Here is a 17,034-nt window from a genome sequence, read left to right as displayed (position 1 = left end):
CGTTGCTCCGATAACAAGCCAATCAATCTGGCCGACTGCTTACGCTTTTAGACCAAGTACGGAGGTAGGCCGAAGCGACGCAACTTCGATGCCGTTCCAGTTCTTCAGCACCGGCCTGGCCGCCTTGTCCAAGCTGCCTGCCAGCGCCCTGTCATCCGCCAAAAGCCTGGCGAGGACTGCCGCGATCATCACCTCGGCAGCCCTACCCGCGCCGTCGTCGCATTTCAGCGCGATACCGAGCCCAAGCTCCGGCACAGCCGCGCAAAAAACGCCCTCGGCGCCGACCTTGACGAAGATCCGTCCGGGTGCAGCCTGCATCAACTCCGTATCCGCCCTGTCGGTTCCAGCGACCAGAAAAGGCTCGGCCATGCAGGCCGACATCAGCCGCCGCGCCGCATTGGCCCGTACCGCACCAACGCCATTGCCCGTGACCATCCGTGCAAAACCCAGTGCGAGATTGTGCAGCGGCACGGCAAAGACCGGAATCGAACAGCCGTCGGTGCCCCGGTTGTCTTCGTTGTGGGGAGCGCCTGTTACAGCTTCCATAGTCTCGCGGATCATCTCCTGGAAACGATGTTCTGGCCTGACATAGCCTTGATGGGAGATACCGAGATGGCGGCAGGTGCAAACGAAAGCGGAATGCTTGCCCGAGCAATTGTTGTGCAGCGCGCTTGGCGACGCTCCGCTGCGCGCGAGTGCTATCATGGCAGCCTGGTTCGAGGGCCAGTGTGCGCCGCATTCCAAGGCATCCGCGCCAAGGCCGGCCTTGGTGAGCATGGCGTTAGCGAGTTCGGTATGGCCCATCTCGCCGGAATGCGAGGAACAGGCAAGCGCCAGCTCGCGATCGCCGAAGCCATATGCGTCAGCCGCGCCGGTTTCGACGAAGGGTAGCGCCTGGATCGCCTTGACGGCCGAGCGCGGAAATACCGCCTGCTGCGTATCGCCCATAGCGAAAACCTGCTTGCCGTCGCCGTCGACGACGACGATCGCGCCACGGTGCACGCTTTCAACGAGTGTGCCGCGCAGCACCTCGACCAGAACCGGATTTGTCATTGTTTGCGAGCCTTCATGCACGTGCGGTCAAATTTCGGGCTGTGTCCGCGACCATCGAAACCAGTCCGGCATCATGCCCCATCTCCCGATAGCCCGGCTGCGATAAATCCGCCATCCACGGTGAGCGTGTGGCCGTTGACGTAGCTTGCTTCAGGAGAGAGCAGGAAGGCGATTGCGGCGGCAATTTCTTCGGGCTCGGCCAGCCGCCCCGGCGGCATGTGACGCCGGTCGATCCCGCCATTGCCGGCGGCGTCCACAGCAGTTGGGCCGGCAGCGATTGCGTTGACGCGAACGCCGCGATTGCCAAACTCCAGCGCCAACACTTCGGCCATAAGCTTGAGGCCCGCTTGCGATGCCGCGACGGCGAGTTGGCCGCGATGAGCACGCAAGCCGGCAACCGTGCCTACATTGACGATGGACAGCGAAGCGCCCATCCGCTCAAGCGCAGCTTTTGCGGCGATGAAGGGGCCGACCAGGTTCACGTCGAGCGCTTCGCGCAGCATTTCGGCACTGGTGTCTTCGGCACTGGCCTGTCGTGCAAACCCCGCGACGCTCACCAGCCCGCCTATGAGACCGAGACTATCCACCACTTGGTCGAAAGCCTCGGCGACATTGTCTTCGTCGGTCGGATCGGTCTCGATGAAAACAACATCGTCATTGCCGATGGCGTCCTCTGCAGCCGCAAGTGCTGCCCCATCGCCATCGATCATCGCCACTGGCCACCCGTCAGCAATCAGGCGCTCGGCCACTGCGAGGCCTACGCCCGAGGCACCACCGATGACCACGGCGGATTGCCTCATCTGATACGATCCAGGATCGAGACGTAATTGGCGACCGCAGCACCCCCCATGTTGAAGATACCGCCAAGCTTGGCGTCCTTGACCTGGATGCCGCCGGCCTCGCCAGTAAGCTGCATCGAGGTCAGCACATGCATCGACACGCCGGTCGCGCCGATGGGATGGCCCTTTGCCTTCAGGCCACCCGAGGGGTTGACCGGCAGGCGACCGTCCTTGGCTGTGATCCCTTCCATCGCGATCCGGGCGCCTTCGCCACACGGTGCGAGCCCCATTGCCTCGTACTCGATCAGCTCGGCAATGGTGAAACAGTCATGCGTTTCGACGAAGGACAGGTCATCGAGCGTCACGCCCGCCGATTTCAGAGCCTTTGCCCAAGCCACTTCGCAGCCCTCGAACAAAAGGATGTCACGCTTCGACATCGGCAGGAAATCCTGGACATGCTCGTTGGCGCGGAAGGCAACGGCGCGGCGCATGCGCAATGCCGTCGTGCTATCGGTCAAGACGAGCGCCGCCGCCCCATCCGAGACGAGCGAGCAGTCGGTGCGCTTCAACGGACCGGCGACAAAGGGGTTCTTTTCGCTCTCCTGCCGGCAGAACTCGTAGCCGAAATCCTTGCGCATCTGGGCGTACGGATTGTCGACCCCGTTCTTGTGATTCTTGGCGGCGATCATCGCCAACGCATCCGACTGGTCGCCGTAGCGCTGGAAATAGGCCTGGGCGATGTTGCCGAACACGCCAGCGAAACCGGCGGGCGTGTCGCCGTCCTCGGGCAGATAGGATGCCTTGAGCAGGTTCTTGCCGATCTCGGGGCCTGGCGTCGTCGTCATCTGCTCGGCGCCAACCACGAGCACGATGCGGGAACCAGCGTTCACCGCGCGAATGCCCTGGCGAACCGCTGCCGAACCCGTGGCGCACGCGTTTTCCACCCGTGTCGCCGGCTTGAAACGCAGTCGGTCGTCGGCCTGCAGCACGAGGCTTGCTGTGAAATCCTGGGCAGAAAAACCGGCGTTGAAATGGCCAAGCACAATCTCGTCGACATCATCTGGCCCGATACCTGCGTGCTCGAGCGCTTCGCCGGCGACCTTGGTGATGAGGCTTTCGAGCGTCTCGCCCTCAAGCTTGCCGAAACGCGAATGCGCCCAGCCAACGATGCACGCGGTCATTTCTGCCTCCAATCACAGGGCGCATGTTGCGCCAATTCAGGGGCAAATCCAACGCCCCTATTAAGTTCAATATTGAACAGATTTCCCTCACTTTCAACGTCGGAAATAGGGCATTGGGCGGCGGAGTTTTTATTGATTGATGGCTCAATTAAAAATAGGCTTGGCGATGGAGGAGTTTGAATGCCCAAGGTCGGAATGGAGCCATTGCGCCGCAAGGCGCTGATCGACGCCACGATCTCGGCGATCGGCGAACGCGGCACACTTGACGTGACGATGTCCGAGATCGCCGGGCGTGCCGGCGTATCCGCCGCACTGGCGCATCACTATTTCGGCGCCAAGGAAGACCTGCTGCAGGCGACAATGCGCTATCTGCTGTCAGAACTGAACGCCGACTGCCGTTCGGCGCTCAAGGCAAGTGCGGCGCCCCGCGCCCGGGTTTCCGCTGTCATCTCGGTCAACTTCTCCGAAAAACAATTCCAGCCAGAGACCATTGCCGCCTGGCTCGCCTTCTATGTCGAGGCGCAGAAGTCACCCGCCTTGCGGCGCCTCCTCAAGGTCTACGCGCGACGCCTGCATTCCAATCTGATGAGCGGGCTTTCAGCCCTTCTGCCGCGTTCGGAGGCCGAGCGGGTCGCTGAAACCACAGCCGCGCTGATCGACGGGCTCTACATACGCCGGGCACTCAAGGACGGCGTGCCGGACGCCACCACGGCTGCCGCACTGATCGAGGACTATCTCGAAACGAAACTCGCGGACGCAAAGGCGAGCTGATGACGGAGCGGCCCAACATCCTGATCATCATGGTCGACCAGCTGGCCGGGACTTTCTTTCCCGATGGGCCGGCCGACTTCCTGCATGCTCCGCACCTCAAGGCGCTGGCCGCGCGCTCGGCGCGCTTCCGCAACAACTACACGGCATCGCCGCTTTGCGCACCCGGCCGCGCCAGCTTCATGACGGGGCAGTTGCCGTCGCGCACCCAAGTCTACGACAACGCCGCCGAATTTGCCTCGTCCATCCCGACCTACGCCCATCATCTGCGCGCCGCCGGCTATCACACCTGCCTGTCGGGCAAGATGCACTTTGTCGGGACGGACCAGTTGCACGGCTTCGAGGAACGGCTGACCACCGACATCTACCCTGCCGACTTTGGCTGGACGCCTGACTACCGCAAGCCGGGCGAACGCATCGACTGGTGGTATCACAATCTCGGTTCGCTCAGCGGCGCCGGTGTCGCCGAGACGACCAACCAGATGGAGTATGACGACGAGGTCGCCTTCCACGCAACGCAGAAGCTTTACGACTTCGCCCGCGTCTCGGACCAGGCTGATCGGCGGCCATGGTGCCTGACTGTCTCCTTCACGCATCCGCACGACCCCTATGTCGCGCGGCGGCAATACTGGGACCTCTACGAGAATTGCCCTGCCCTTGACCCCGAGGTCGGCTTCATCGCGACCGAGCAGCAGGACCCTCATTCGCAGCGTCTCTACCACGCCAGCGACTATGCCAGCTTCGACATCACGCCAGAGCAGGTGCGCCGCTCCAGGCGCGGCTATTTCGCCAACATCTCTTATCTCGACGACAAGATCGGTGAACTCGTCTCCGTGCTGGAACGCACGAGGATGCTCGACGACACGATCATCCTGTTCTGCTCCGATCATGGCGACATGCTCGGCGAGCGCGGCCTGTGGTTCAAGATGTGCTTCTACGAGGGCGCCGCACGCGTGCCGCTGATGGTCGCCGGCAAGGGCATTCCAGCACAGCTGATCGAAGCACCGACATCCAATCTCGACGTGCTGCCGACGCTGTGCGACCTCGCCGGCATCGACCTCAGCGCTATCATGTCCTGGACCGACGGCCAGTCGCTCGCCCCCCTGATGCACGGCGAGCAACGTACCGATCCAGTGCTGATGGAATATGCCGCCGAGGGTTCTTATGCCCCGCTGGTGGCGATCCGCGAAGGCCGCTTCAAGTTCGTCCATTGCGAGATCGATCCGCCGCAACTGTTTGATCTGGAATCGGATCCGCTCGAACTCACCAACCTCGCTACCGACCCAGCCCATGCCGATATTGTCGCCGCCTTCATGGCGAAGGTTCGGGCTCGCTGGGACATGGCGGCCTTCGACGCGGCCGTTCGCGAGAGCCAGGCCCGGCGCTGGGTCATCTATCCCGCGCTGCGCAACGGCACCTACACCCCTTGGGAATTCCAGCCGCAGCAAAAGGCGTCGGAGCGCTACATGCGCAACCATATGGATCTCAACGTACTCGAAGACAGCAAGCGGTTTCCGCGAGGCGAATGATGACAGAAACGACAGTTCCCACACTCGACCACCTCAGGCGGGCATACGCTGAAACCTCCCAGGCGACGCAGCTGACGCCGCTGCTGGAGTCGACGGCACTCGCCGGCGAAACCGGAGCCGCGCGTGTCTTCGTCAAGGCAGAGTCGCTGCAATGGGCCGGTTCGTTCAAGGCGCGCGGTGCCTACTGGCGACTGAAGAAGCTCTCTGCCGACGAAGCTCGTTGCGGCGTGGTCGCCTACTCCTCCGGCAACTTCGCCCAAGGGCTCGCCGCAGCTGGCCAAGCGCTCGGTATCCCCGTGACCATCGTCATGCCGATCGACGCGCCAGCCGCCAAGCGTGAGGCGACGAAAGGTTATGGCGCCCGTGTCGTGCTCACCGACCATGGCGACCGCGCCCGCGAGGAGGTCGCCTCTGCCAAGGCACGCGAAATCTCGGAGACCGAGGGCCTGGTGTTGCTCCACCCCTTCGATGATCCTGAGATCGTCGCCGGCCAGGCCGGTGCAGGCCTTGAAGCACTCGATCAATTGGCCGCCAAAGGTGTCAGCGCCGACATCGTGCTTTGCCCGGTCGGCGGCGGCGGACTGATTGGCGGCGTCTCGCTCGCCTTCCACTATCTGTCGCCCAAAACCCAGGTGTTCGCCGTCGAGCCGGAAGGTTTCAACGGCATGGGCACTTCGCTGGCACACGGTGCCCAGGAGACCATGCCGCTTGGCCCGAAATCCATCTGCGACGGCTTGATGGCGCGCCGGCCCGGCGATGCTCCATACGAAGCGGTGACAACAGCTGGCGTGCGTGGGCTGACCATCGACGATGCCGCGGTGGGGCGCGCCATGAAGGTCGCCTTCGAACACCTCAAGCTGGTGCTCGAGCCTTCAGGCGCTTCGTCGCTCGCCGCCCTCCTGGAGAAGAAGGTCGATGTATCGGGCAAGACCGTCCTTCTCGTAGCAACTGGCGGCAACGTTTCGCTCGCCGACTTCATGGTCCATGTGAACAATGCTTGAAGCAGATTTCGTCATCATCGGCTCCGGTTCCGCCGGAGCGGCCATGGCCTATCGCCTTTCCGAGGACGGCAAGCACTCGGTGATCGTCATCGAGTATGGCGGCACAGACTTCGGCCCGCTGATCCAGATGCCGTCGGCACTGTCGTACCCGCTCAACATGAGCCGCTACGACTGGGGTTATTCCAGCGAACCGGAGCCGCACCTTGCAGGGCGCGTGCTTGCCACGCCGCGCGGAAAAGTGCTCGGCGGCTCGTCCTCGATCAACGGCATGGTCTATGTTCGCGGCCACGCCCACGATTTTGATCATTGGGCCGAGCAAGGTGCGAGCGGCTGGGGCTATGCCGACGTGCTGCCCTACTTCAAGCGGATGGAACATGCCAAGGGCGGCGAGGACGGCTGGCGCGGCACCAAGGGGCCGCTGCACATCCAGCGCGGCCCACGCAAGAACCCGCTCTACCAAGCCTTCGTCGAGGCCGGACAGCAGGCCGGTTTCGAGATGACCGAAGACTACAATGGCTCGAAGCAGGAAGGCTTCGGCGCCATGGAGCAGACAATTCACCATGGCCGGCGCTGGTCGGTTGCCAATGCCTATCTCAGGCCGGCGCTGAAACGCGGAAATGTTCGTATCATCAATGGCTTCGCCCGGCGTGTGGTGATCGAGAATCAACGCGCCGTCGGCGTCGAGATCGAAGTTCGCAAAAAGATTCAGGTCGTTAAGGCACGACGTGAAGTGATCGTCGCTGCCTCCTCGATCAATTCACCCAAGCTGCTCATGCTCTCCGGCATCGGCCCTGCGGCGCATCTTAGGGAGCATGGCATCGACGTCGTCGCCGACCGGCGCGGCGTCGGCCAGAACCTCCAGGACCATATGGAGCTCTACATCCAGCAGGAGGCGACCCAGCCGATCACCTTGCACTCGGTCTTCAACCCATTCTCCAAGGCGCTGATCGGCGCTGAATGGCTGCTGTTCAAGACCGGGCTTGGCGCCACCAACCATTTCGAGGCGGCGGCCTTCGTGCGCTCGAAAGCCGGTGTCGACTATCCCGACATCCAGTTCCACTTCCTGCCGGCAGCCGTTCGCTATGACGGCAAGGCGGCTGCCAAGTCGCACGGCTTCCAGGCCCATGTCGGGCCGATGCGCTCCAAGTCGCGCGGCGCGATCACGTTGCGGTCGAACGATCCATGGGCCAAGCCGGAGATCCGCTTCAACTACATGTCTCACCCCGATGACTGGGCTGACTTCCGCCACTGCATCCGGCTCACCCGCGAAATCTTCGGCCAGTCGGCCTTCGATCCGTTCCGTGGGCAAGAGATCTCGCCGGGCAAGCACGTTGACACCGACGAGCAGCTCGACACCTTCATCCGCGAGCATTCGGAAAGCGCCTATCATCCTTGCGGCACTTGCCGCATGGGCCGCGCTGATGACCCGACAAGCGTCGTCGATCCCGAATGCCGGGTCATCGGCGTCGATGGTCTCAGGGTCGCCGATTCCTCGATTTTCCCGCGAGTGACCAATGGCAACCTTAACGGTCCCTCGATCATGACCGGCGAAAAGGCGGCCGACCATATCCTCGGCCGCACGCCGCTCGCCCCGTCCAACCAGGAACCCTGGATCAATCCACGCTGGCAGGTCTCAGACAGATAGAGCATCATCCGGCCCGACCGGATATGACCGCCACGACATAAAAAACTGGAGCACACGATGCGCGCCCAACCAAAAGCCTCGCACTATATAAACGGCCGCTTCGTCGACGATGAGCGCGGCACGGCGATCCCTATCATCTACCCAGCGACCGGTGAAACCATCGCCTCGCTGCACTCGGCCACCGCCAACATCGTTGAGCTCGCCGTCGAGGCGGCGCGCGCCGCCCAACCCGCCTGGGCGCGGCTGAAGCCGGTCGAGCGCGGGCGGATCCTGCGCCGGGCCGCCGATATCCTGCGCTCCCGCAATGCCGAGCTGTCGCGGCTGGAAACGCTCGACACGGGCAAGCCGATACAAGAAACGCTGGTGGCGGACGCCGCATCCGCCGCCGACTGCCTCGAATATTTCGCTGGCGCGATCGCTGCCTTCAACGGCGAATATGTCGATCTTGGCGGACCCTTCGCCTACACCAAGCGCCAGGCACTGGGCGTCTGCGTCGGCATCGGCGCGTGGAACTATCCGATCCAGGTTGCCGGCTGGAAGTCGGCGCCCGCGCTTGCCATGGGCAATGCGATGGTTTTCAAGCCGTCCGAGAACACGCCGCTCTCGGCATTGGCGCTCGCCGAGGTCTACTCGGAAGCAGGCCTGCCCGATGGGCTGTTCAATGTCGTCCAGGGTTACGGCGATGTCGGCGCGGCACTCGCCTCGCACGAAGCGGTCGACAAGATCTCGCTCACCGGCTCGGTGCCGACAGGCAAGAAGGTCCTGGCACTAGCCGGCTCGCATATGAAGCATGCGACGATGGAGCTGGGCGGCAAGTCGCCGATCATCGTCTTCGACGACGCCGACCTCGAAAACGCCATTGGCGGCGCCATGCTCGGCAATTTCTATTCAAGCGGCCAGGTCTGTTCCAACGGAACCCGCGTCTTCGTCCAGAAGGGCCTCCACGACCGCTTCGTCGAGCGGCTTGTCGAGCGCACCAAGACCATTCGCATCGGTGACCCACTCGACCCCGATACGCAGATGGGTCCGCTCGTCAACAAGTCGCAGCACGACAAGGTCACCGGCTACATCGCCGTCGGAAAAACAGAGGGTGCTACACTGCAGACTGGTGGCGGCGTGCCTTCGCTGCAGGGTTTTGAGGGCGGCTTCTTCGTCGAGCCGACCGTCTTCACCGGCGTCACCGACAATATGCGCATCGCCCGCGAAGAGATATTCGGGCCGGTGATGAGCGTTTTGTCTTTCGACAGCGAGGACGAGGTCATTCAGCGCGCCAACGACACCGAATTCGGCCTTGCCGCCGGTGTCTTCACCAAGGATCTGCCGCGCGCCCATCGCGTCATTGCCGAGCTTCAGGCCGGCACCTGCTGGATCAACACCTACAATCTGACGCCGGTGGAAATCCCCTTCGGCGGCTTCAAGCAGTCGGGCATCGGCCGCGAAAACTCGCTCGCCGCGCTTCAGCATTACTCTCAACTCAAGTCGGTCTATGTCGAGACCGGCGATGTGGCGAGCCCGTACTGAGCGCCACAGCTAAGCCAGTCGGCGACTGGCTTAGCTGGCAAACTCTTCGGTCTTGTCGAGATACTGCGTCAGCGCCGTCACCAGATGGTAGAAGATGCTGGCAGGAACTTCCTTGGCGAGCGAGCGGCCGCGCTCGTCGATCTGGTCGATCCACAGCCCCTGAGGTGCTGGGTCGATATGCCAGCGAAACAGGCGGCCGACACGCGCCTCGATCTCCGGCTTCAAGTCAGGACCACCGGTGCCGTCAAGCGCCACAGCTGCCTTAATCGCTTCTGTCTGCGGCCAGCTGCGCGAGATATTGTCGAGCGGCAGGCCCTGCCGCGACACCGCGCCATAGGCTAGCCCCGTCGCCCGGTTGAGGCCGTTGGCGATTGCCGAGGCATAGAGCTTGCGCCCATAAGCGACTAGGTCCTTCTGGCCGCTCTTGTCGGCAAAATCGACCAGAAGCGAGGCCCATTCGAAGTGGTGCCCCGGTTCGGTCCACTGGCCCTTCTCGCCCGGCGCCGGATGCCAGTCGCGGTCGAAGAACTCGCCCAGCGTCCAGCTATCGACCTCGAAGAAATGGCTGCGGAACAGGTCGATGATGCGGGCGGCGCGACGCAGATAGACGCGGTCGCCGGTTACCGCATGCCAGGCCAGGAATGCTTCGAGAAGATGCATATGCGGGTTCGACCGCCGCACGCCTTCGCCATCCGGGCTTTCGAGGAACCCGGTCAGTCTCTCGTCTTCCAGATGCTGATCGAGGAAGGCGAACGTCTCGGCGGCGAGGCCGAATGCCTCCTTGTTGCCGGAGCGATGGGCATGTGCCAGCGCCAATAGCACGCAGGCGTGGTCGTAGGCGTCCTCAACCGGATCGGCGACACTGCCATCCGGGTTCAGCGTGCGCACCCAGCCGCCGCGCTCGGTGCGGCCCTTGTCGGCCATGAAGCGGATGCCGTGATCGATCAGCGCATCGGCTCGACCGTCCCAGCCGCGCTGCTTGGCGACCGAGAACGCATAGACCTGCCGCGCCATGGTGCGCATGCGCTTGGGCTTGGCGAGCGGCCGTCCGTCGAAGCCGAGCGCCTCGTGGAAACCTCCGAAATGGTCATCGACGCCTGCGGTCGACCATAGCGGCAGCGTTTCCTCCAAAAGCCAATGCTGGACACGGCGGCGCCAAGCGCCATTCGCCAGCACGCGGCCATGCGCGGGGGTGAACTTGGTCTCCAGCCGCCCGCTCTTTTCGAGCTGCTCGACGATCTTCTTGACGTTCTGGCTATGGCTGACCGGGGCAACGAATGTCGCGTCCGATGTTGAAACGATCGCCACGTCCTTGAGGCCGATCGCCGACAGCAGCCGCCCTTCGCCGCGGAGATACGAATTCTCGCAGTCGATGGCGACGACGTCTCCGACGATGACGTTGCCGTCCTTGTCGGAGGGGCTGACGTCGAGCAGCGATTGCCACGAACCGAGATCGTTCCAGCGGAAGCTCGCCGGCACCATGGCGATGTCGCTGGTCCGCTCCATGATCGCATAGTCAATCGAGATCGAAGGAATCCCGGCATAGAGTTCCAGTGGCATGTAGATGCCGGAGAGATCGCTTGTCGCCGCCTTGAATGCCGCTTCTGCCTTGTGCCAGATTTCCGGCTGATGCTTGAGGAAGGCATCGCGCATCGCGCTCGCCTTGAACAGGAAGATGCCAGCGTTCCAAAAGAAATTGCCTGCCGCAACATACCCCTCGGCTGTGGCCAGGTCCGGCTTTTCGACGAAGCGGGTGACATCTGAAACGCCGTCGCTTTCGCGGCCAACCTCGATATAGCCGTAGCCGGTCTCGGGCGTCGCCGGCTTGATGCCGAACACGACAAGGCGCCCCGCACTGGCTGCGGGCACGCCGCGCTCGACAGTGTCCCAGAACTGGCGCTGGGTCGAAATCTCATGGTCCGAAGGCACGACCAGCACGATGCCGTCGCCATAGGTCGAGATCGTCTGCAACGCGGCAATTGCCACCGCCGCCGCAGTGTTACGACCGGTCGGCTCGAAAATCGCGCCACCGCCGGCCAAGTCGATTGCTGCCAGATCGGCACGAACACGCGCCGCATGGCGTTCGGAGGCGATCAGATAGATCGGCGTTTCGCCCTCGTCGCGAGCCGCCAGACGCTTCAGCGTCTTGACCAGCATCGAGCCGTCGCCGGAAAGATCATGGAACTGCTTGGGATTATCCTCGCGCGACAGCGGCCAGAGCCGCGAACCGACGCCGCCGCTCATGACAAAACTGACGATCCTCTCAGCCATTTCAGCCCCTCAAAATGTCTGGTTGTAGGCGCCGACCGACGGATTGCGCCTCAGTACCGCATCGACGCCTTCGAACATCTCGCGTCGCCGCTCCGATGAAACCGGGCTTTCGACCACCACCACCAGTTCCGGCTTGTTGGAGGATGCGCGCACCAGCCCCCAGGTACCGTCTTCCGCTACCACGCGCACACCGTTGACGGTGATCAGATCGACGATCTTCTGGCCGGCGAAGGTCTCGCCGTTGCGCTTCATTGCCTCGAAGTCGGCGACCACCTTGTCGACGACGCCATATTTGAGTTCGTCGTCGCAATGCGGCGACATGGTCGGCGTGCCATAGGTCAGCGGCAGCGCCCGGTAGAGATCGGCCATCGACTTGCCAGGATTGCGGTCGAGCATCTGGCAAACAGCGATCGCCGTGACGATACCGTCATCGTAACCACGCCCGATAGGCGGATTGAAGAAGAAATGCCCTGACTTCTCAAAGCCCGCGATTGCGCCGAGTTCGGCGACCCGGCGCTTGAGGTAGGAGTGCCCCGTCTTCCAGTAGTCGGTCTTGGCGCCGTTTGCGGCAAGCAACGTGTCGGTGTTGAACAGGCCCGTCGACTTCACATCGACGACGAAGGTCGAGTTCGGATACAGCGCTGAGATATCGCGCGCGAGCATCACGCCGACCTTGTCGGCGAAGATCTCGTTGCCTTCATTGTCGACGACGCCGCAACGGTCACCGTCACCGTCAAAACCGAGGCCGACATCGGCACCCGTCTCCAGAACCTTGTCACGGATGGCATGCAGCATCTGCATGTCTTCGGGGTTCGGATTGTAGCGCGGGAAGCTATGATCGAGCTCGACATCAAGCGGGATGACCTCGCAGCCGATGCGCTCAAGTGCTTCGGGCGCAAACGCGCCTGCCGTGCCGTTGCCGCAGGCGGCGACCACCTTCAGCTTGCGGCCGATACGCTTGCCGGCCACCAGATCGTCGAGATAGACCTTGCGGAAATCCGGCACGAATTCATAAGAACCGTTGCCGATCAATTCAAAGTCGCCATTGAGCACGATGTCCCGCAGCGCCGACATCTCCTCGGGCCCAAAGGTCAGCGGGCGCGCCGCGCCCATCTTCACGCCGGTCCAGCCATTTTCGTTATGCGAGGCGGTGACCATCGCCACCGAAGCCGTGTCGAGCGCGAACTGCGCGAAATAGGCCATCGGCGACAGCGCAAGCCCGATATCCTTTACCCGAGCTCCGGCGGCCATCAGGCCCGACACCAGAGCCAGCTTGATCGACATCGAATAGGAGCGGAAATCGTGGCCGACGACGATGTCCGGCCCGGCGCCGAGGCGTCGAATCAAGGTGCCAATGCCCATGCCGAGCGCCTGGACACCAATCAGGTTGAGTTCCGGCTCCTTGGTCGAGTTCGGATGGCCGAACCACCAACGCGCATCATATTCGCGAAAACCGGTCGGCTTGACCAGCGCAAGCGTCTCGAACTCGAAGGTGTTGGGAGTTGCTTGAGCAACGGGCTTGATGTTCACGACTGCACTCCAGCGCGCAAATCTGCGCATAGATTCTCTTCGAGACCGAATACCGCAAGATTGCGACGCTGTCCCCTCCCGCCGCCACAGCACAAAGGCGTAAAAGCTCAACAAGATAACTCACTTGCGAAAAATCGCACCAGCTAATCCTTTGCCGCTTGCAGGAAGCAAAAGCGGCAGCTATAAGCCCGCCGACTGGTCACGGAGTGTAGCGCAGCCTGGTAGCGCACATCGTTCGGGACGATGGGGTCGCAGGTTCAAATCCTGCCACTCCGACCAGTAAAAACAACGACTTGTTTTCCCGAAAGTCTTCCTCCTGGATTAACGTGCACGCCAACAACTGGCGCGTTGAGGCTCCTGACGGCTCGACATCGAGTGCTTTTCGTAGAAGTCGTGCCAAAAGAGTACGGCCATTCCTTGCAGCCATCCAAAGATATAGTTGGGCTTAGGCCAGGACCACACTCAATTGGCACCTGAAGGGATAGTCTGGTGAGCTTCCTGAATTTTCGCTCGCAGGACCGGAAGGCAAGGCGCCAGCGCGTTGAGATCGACCTCACCGATACCGTCGTTTACGCGATTGGCGACGTGCATGGCTGCTTCAAGCTATTGCGCTCGCTCGAAGACAAGATCGTCGCCGATGCCACTGGTTTGCCCGGACGAAAACTGATCGTCATGCTGGGCGACTACATCGACCGCGGCCCGGATTCGGCCAAAGTGCTCGACCATCTTCAGGCCACGCTCCCACTTGGCTTCGAGCGCATCTGCCTTGCCGGCAATCACGAGACGCAGATGCTCGATTATCTCGACGGCAGGCTGTCGCTCGAACGCTGGCTGGCAACGGGCGCGCGATCCACCTTGTTTTCCTATGACATCGATGCCGAACACCTGGCCGATCTCTACGGCAGCGGCGACAGACTCGACGACTACATCCGCGCCACCATCCCGCCAGAGCACATCCAGTTCCTGCGTGGTCTGCCGATCATGGCCTATTCGGAGCGGTTCGTGTTCGTTCATGCCGGCATCCGGCCCGGCGTGCCACTGCTCGAACAGGAGGATCACGACCTGCTCTATATCCGCGAGGCGTTTTTCGAGGCCTCGCGGCGGCTCGACCGCTGGGTGGTACATGGCCATACGCCGGTCGACCACCCACGCATCGACGGTCGCAGGCTTGGCATCGACACAGGCGCCTTCAAAAGCGGGCGCCTGACAGCGGTGCGGATTGCGGGCAAACAAGGACGGCTGCTGTTTTCCTGAGCCTCAGGAAACGACCTTCACTTTCGCCTCGCTCTTGTCGACATAGTAGGTCGAATATCTGTCGAGGAACTGCTCCGAGCTGCCATAGGCGCCGTAACGCGGCAGCTTCTTCAGGTCGACCTTGTTAAGCACCAGCCCAAGGATCTTGTTGGCGATCTGGGGTTCGGCATTGAGTGCCGAACGGACCAGAGGGCGCGGCGTCGCACCCCACTCCGCCACAAGAACGAAGCCGTCGGCGAGCGGCGCGAACGCCTTGGCATCGACAACCGGGCCGAGTGGCGGCAGATCGACGATGATGTATTCGAACGTCGCCTTGGCATCCTCGATGAAGCGCCGCATGCCAGCCGACGAAAGCAGCTCGCTGGTGTGCGAGAAGCGGCCACGCACCACGGCCGGCACGATCGCCATCTTGGTCTGGCGGTCGACCTTGACCACCGACTGCCAGCCCTTGTCGTTGACCACGGCTTCGACCAGCCCCTGATCGGCATCGATGCCCAGACTGCGGCTGAGGCCAGGATTGCGCAGATCGGCGTCGATCAAAAGCGTCTTGGCGCCGTTGCTGGCGAGCAAACCGGCGAGATTGGCGGCAACCGTCGACTTGCCCTCGCCCGGCAGCATGGAGATGACGCCAATCACCTTGCAGCCGAGATCCTGAAGCACGACGTCACTGGCGATCTTCGTGCTGCGCAGCGTCTCGGCGAACATCGAGGCCGGAGCATCGACCGCGATACGCATCTTCGCTCGTCGTTTCGCTGCCTCGGATGCTCGTGTCTGTGGCTGCGGAGGAGGCGCGCCATTCTGGGCTATCTTGGTCTTGGCAGTGTCCTTCTTGTCGTCGTTCGACCCGAGCAGCGGCAGATAGCCGAGGAACTTGACACCGAGCCGTTCGCGCACGTCTTCGGCTGTGCGGAAAAAACGCTCATTGAATTCGTTGAGCGCGCCCAAGGCTGCGCCCATGACGATACCAAGCACGAGCGCCAACCCGAACACCATCGAGGTTCGCGGGCTCGATGGACTACGCGGCGTCGTCGCTTCCGAAATCACCCGCACCTTGGCGATAGGGAACGAACTCTGCTGCGAGGCCTCCTCGTAGCGCGACAGGAATGTCTGGTAGAGCGTGCTCAGCGCGGTTGCCTGCTGCTGCAATTCGCGCAGGCGCACCTGCGCCTGATTGGCGCTGGAATTCTGGCCGGTGGCTTCCGAGACGCTGCTGCGCAGTGCGGTCTCGCGCGACTGCGCCACCTCATATGCGTTGCGATAGGTCTCCGAGAGCTGGCTGAGTTCACGCAGGATCTGGTTGGACAGGTCGCCCTGTTCCTTGCGCAGGGCAACAGCCTGTGGGTGATTGGGACCAAAGCCAGCCGAAATCTCCTGCTCGCGCTTCGACACGCTGGAATAGCGCTTCTTGAGTTCCGAAATCAGCGGATTGCCGGCCTCGTCGGCCGACAGGGTAGAATTGCTGACCGCAGCCTCGGGGCCGCTTTCGACGATGGTGCGATATTGTTCATAGCGCGCCCGCGCCTTCGCCGTATCGGCCTGGGCGAGGATCAATTGGGCGTTGAGATCGGAAAGTTGCTGTTCGGCGATGGTTTCGCCGCGTGCCGCAGCCAGACCGTTTTCGGCGCGGAACTTTTCGACCTCGAGTGCTGCCTTCTGCGAGCTTGTGCGCAGTTCCCCGAGCCGGCCCTGGAGCCAGACGGCGGCCTTTTCGGTGGCGTCGAAACTGGCATCCAGCTGATCGGCGACAAAGGCATCAGCATACGCCTTGGTGATATCGGCCGCCAGTTGCGGGTCGTGCGAACGGTAGCCCATGGAGATGACATAACTGCGGCCGGAGCGCTCGGCCATGATGTTGACCTGCAGCATCGCCACCGCCTGCTGCTTGCGAGCCGTATCGGCCATGGCCTTGCGCTGCGCCTCGGTCAGATCGCCACTGCCGGCGGCAATTTCCGGGCTGGAGCGGAATATCTGCAGGAAACCCCTGGCATAGCCGACCAATGTCGACAAAAGCGACTTCGGCGGCTGCATGAAATCTGGATTCTGGTCGAGCTTCTGCTTGTCGACGACCACTGCGGCAAGCCGCGCCGATTTGATGATCTCGATCTGGGAGAGGATCGCCGCATCGGTCTGCATGTTGACAGGTGTCGCCGAAACCTCGTCGACCATCTTGTTCATGCCTTCATCGATCAGCGCACTGGTGCTGGCGGTGAAGGTCGGTGGGGTGGTCTGCAGATAGACCAACCCGAGCAGCAGGCCGACAACAGCGCCGACGCCCACAACCTTTGCCTGGCGCTTGGCCATGGCCAGCAGGCGCTCCAGGTCAATGAAGTCGGTACCTTCCCGCGCTTCTTCCCGAGGCACAGGAATGCGGTTGTTGAAAGGAAAGCTGGCGTAGTTCATCTGCGTTCCAGTTCTTTCTTGAACGGCGAATGCCGCCGCTCGAAGGGCTCTGGCGCGAAGCCAATTTCAGCTACGCAACTGGCGCGCCCGCAAGGGCACGCA

At 62.4% G+C, this 17,034-nt stretch carries 12 protein-coding genes and 1 tRNA gene; 7 read left to right on the top strand and 6 right to left on the bottom strand.

Going from position 1 to position 17,034, the window contains the following annotated elements:
* Positions 1 to 39: 39 nt before the first annotated feature.
* The 3 genes from AC1DLV_RS15110 to AC1DLV_RS15100 all read right to left on the bottom strand — a co-directional run bounded on the left by AC1DLV_RS15110 (position 40) and on the right by AC1DLV_RS15100 (position 3,013).
* Positions 40 to 1,053: an asparaginase gene (locus AC1DLV_RS15110; RefSeq protein WP_476800732.1), complete on the bottom strand. Its 1,014-nt coding sequence runs from the start codon at positions 1,051 to 1,053 to the stop codon at positions 40 to 42.
* Between the two features lie 71 nt (positions 1,054 to 1,124).
* Positions 1,125 to 1,853: an SDR family NAD(P)-dependent oxidoreductase gene (locus tag AC1DLV_RS15105; protein WP_476800731.1), complete on the bottom strand. Its 729-nt coding sequence runs from the start codon at positions 1,851 to 1,853 to the stop codon at positions 1,125 to 1,127.
* A complete protein-coding gene (locus tag AC1DLV_RS15100; protein ID WP_476800730.1) occupies positions 1,850 to 3,013 on the bottom strand; it encodes an acetyl-CoA acetyltransferase in 1,164 nt (387 codons plus the stop codon). The genes AC1DLV_RS15105 and AC1DLV_RS15100 overlap by 4 nt, the downstream gene beginning before the upstream one ends.
* A gap of 180 nt (positions 3,014 to 3,193) precedes the next feature.
* Between AC1DLV_RS15100 and betI the strand changes: the two genes are divergently transcribed.
* Genes betI through betB form a run of 5 tightly spaced genes read left to right on the top strand, consistent with a single transcriptional unit; the run spans position 3,194 to position 9,477 of the window.
* Positions 3,194 to 3,784, top strand: coding sequence for a transcriptional regulator BetI (betI, locus tag AC1DLV_RS15095; protein ID WP_476800729.1), 591 nt, complete (start codon positions 3,194 to 3,196; stop codon positions 3,782 to 3,784).
* Positions 3,784 to 5,310, top strand: a complete 1,527-nt coding sequence (betC, locus tag AC1DLV_RS15090) for a choline-sulfatase (RefSeq protein WP_476800728.1) — start codon at positions 3,784 to 3,786, stop codon at positions 5,308 to 5,310. The genes betI and betC overlap by 1 nt, the downstream gene beginning before the upstream one ends.
* Positions 5,310 to 6,311 (top strand): threonine/serine dehydratase, encoded by a 1,002-nt coding sequence (locus tag AC1DLV_RS15085; protein ID WP_476800727.1) that lies wholly within the window; start codon positions 5,310 to 5,312, stop codon positions 6,309 to 6,311. The genes betC and AC1DLV_RS15085 overlap by 1 nt, the downstream gene beginning before the upstream one ends.
* Positions 6,304 to 7,956 (top strand): choline dehydrogenase, encoded by a 1,653-nt coding sequence (gene betA / locus AC1DLV_RS15080; protein ID WP_476800726.1) that lies wholly within the window; start codon positions 6,304 to 6,306, stop codon positions 7,954 to 7,956. The genes AC1DLV_RS15085 and betA overlap by 8 nt, the downstream gene beginning before the upstream one ends.
* Positions 7,957 to 8,013: 57 nt before the next feature.
* Positions 8,014 to 9,477 (top strand): betaine-aldehyde dehydrogenase, encoded by a 1,464-nt coding sequence (betB, locus tag AC1DLV_RS15075; RefSeq protein WP_476800725.1) that lies wholly within the window; start codon positions 8,014 to 8,016, stop codon positions 9,475 to 9,477.
* A 30-nt stretch (positions 9,478 to 9,507) separates the two neighbouring features.
* Here the strand turns inward: betB and AC1DLV_RS15070 are convergent, their stop codons facing one another.
* Complete coding sequence (locus AC1DLV_RS15070) at positions 9,508 to 11,748, bottom strand: mannose-1-phosphate guanylyltransferase/mannose-6-phosphate isomerase (RefSeq protein ID WP_476800724.1); 2,241 nt, start codon at positions 11,746 to 11,748, stop codon at positions 9,508 to 9,510.
* Between the two features lie 9 nt (positions 11,749 to 11,757).
* On the bottom strand, positions 11,758 to 13,308 hold the full coding sequence (locus AC1DLV_RS15065; protein ID WP_476800723.1) for a phosphomannomutase/phosphoglucomutase: 1,551 nt from the start codon (positions 13,306 to 13,308) through the stop codon (positions 11,758 to 11,760).
* Between the two features lie 172 nt (positions 13,309 to 13,480).
* Here AC1DLV_RS15065 and AC1DLV_RS15060 point away from each other — a divergent pair.
* Positions 13,481 to 13,557 (top strand) — tRNA-Pro (locus tag AC1DLV_RS15060).
* Positions 13,558 to 13,767: 210 nt separating this feature from the next.
* Complete coding sequence (locus AC1DLV_RS15055) at positions 13,768 to 14,532, top strand: metallophosphoesterase family protein (RefSeq protein ID WP_476800722.1); 765 nt, start codon at positions 13,768 to 13,770, stop codon at positions 14,530 to 14,532.
* Between the two features lie 3 nt (positions 14,533 to 14,535).
* Here AC1DLV_RS15055 and AC1DLV_RS15050 read toward each other — a convergent pair whose 3' ends face one another.
* Entirely contained in the window at positions 14,536 to 16,932 is a 2,397-nt protein-coding gene (locus tag AC1DLV_RS15050) for a polysaccharide biosynthesis tyrosine autokinase (RefSeq protein WP_476800721.1), read from the bottom strand.
* Positions 16,933 to 17,034: the final 102 nt, after the last annotated feature.

The organism is Aminobacter sp. 01T433 (assembly GCF_056398585.1).
The sequence above is the reverse complement of the archived record's forward strand: the minus strand, read 5'-3'. Positions and strand labels throughout refer to the sequence as shown.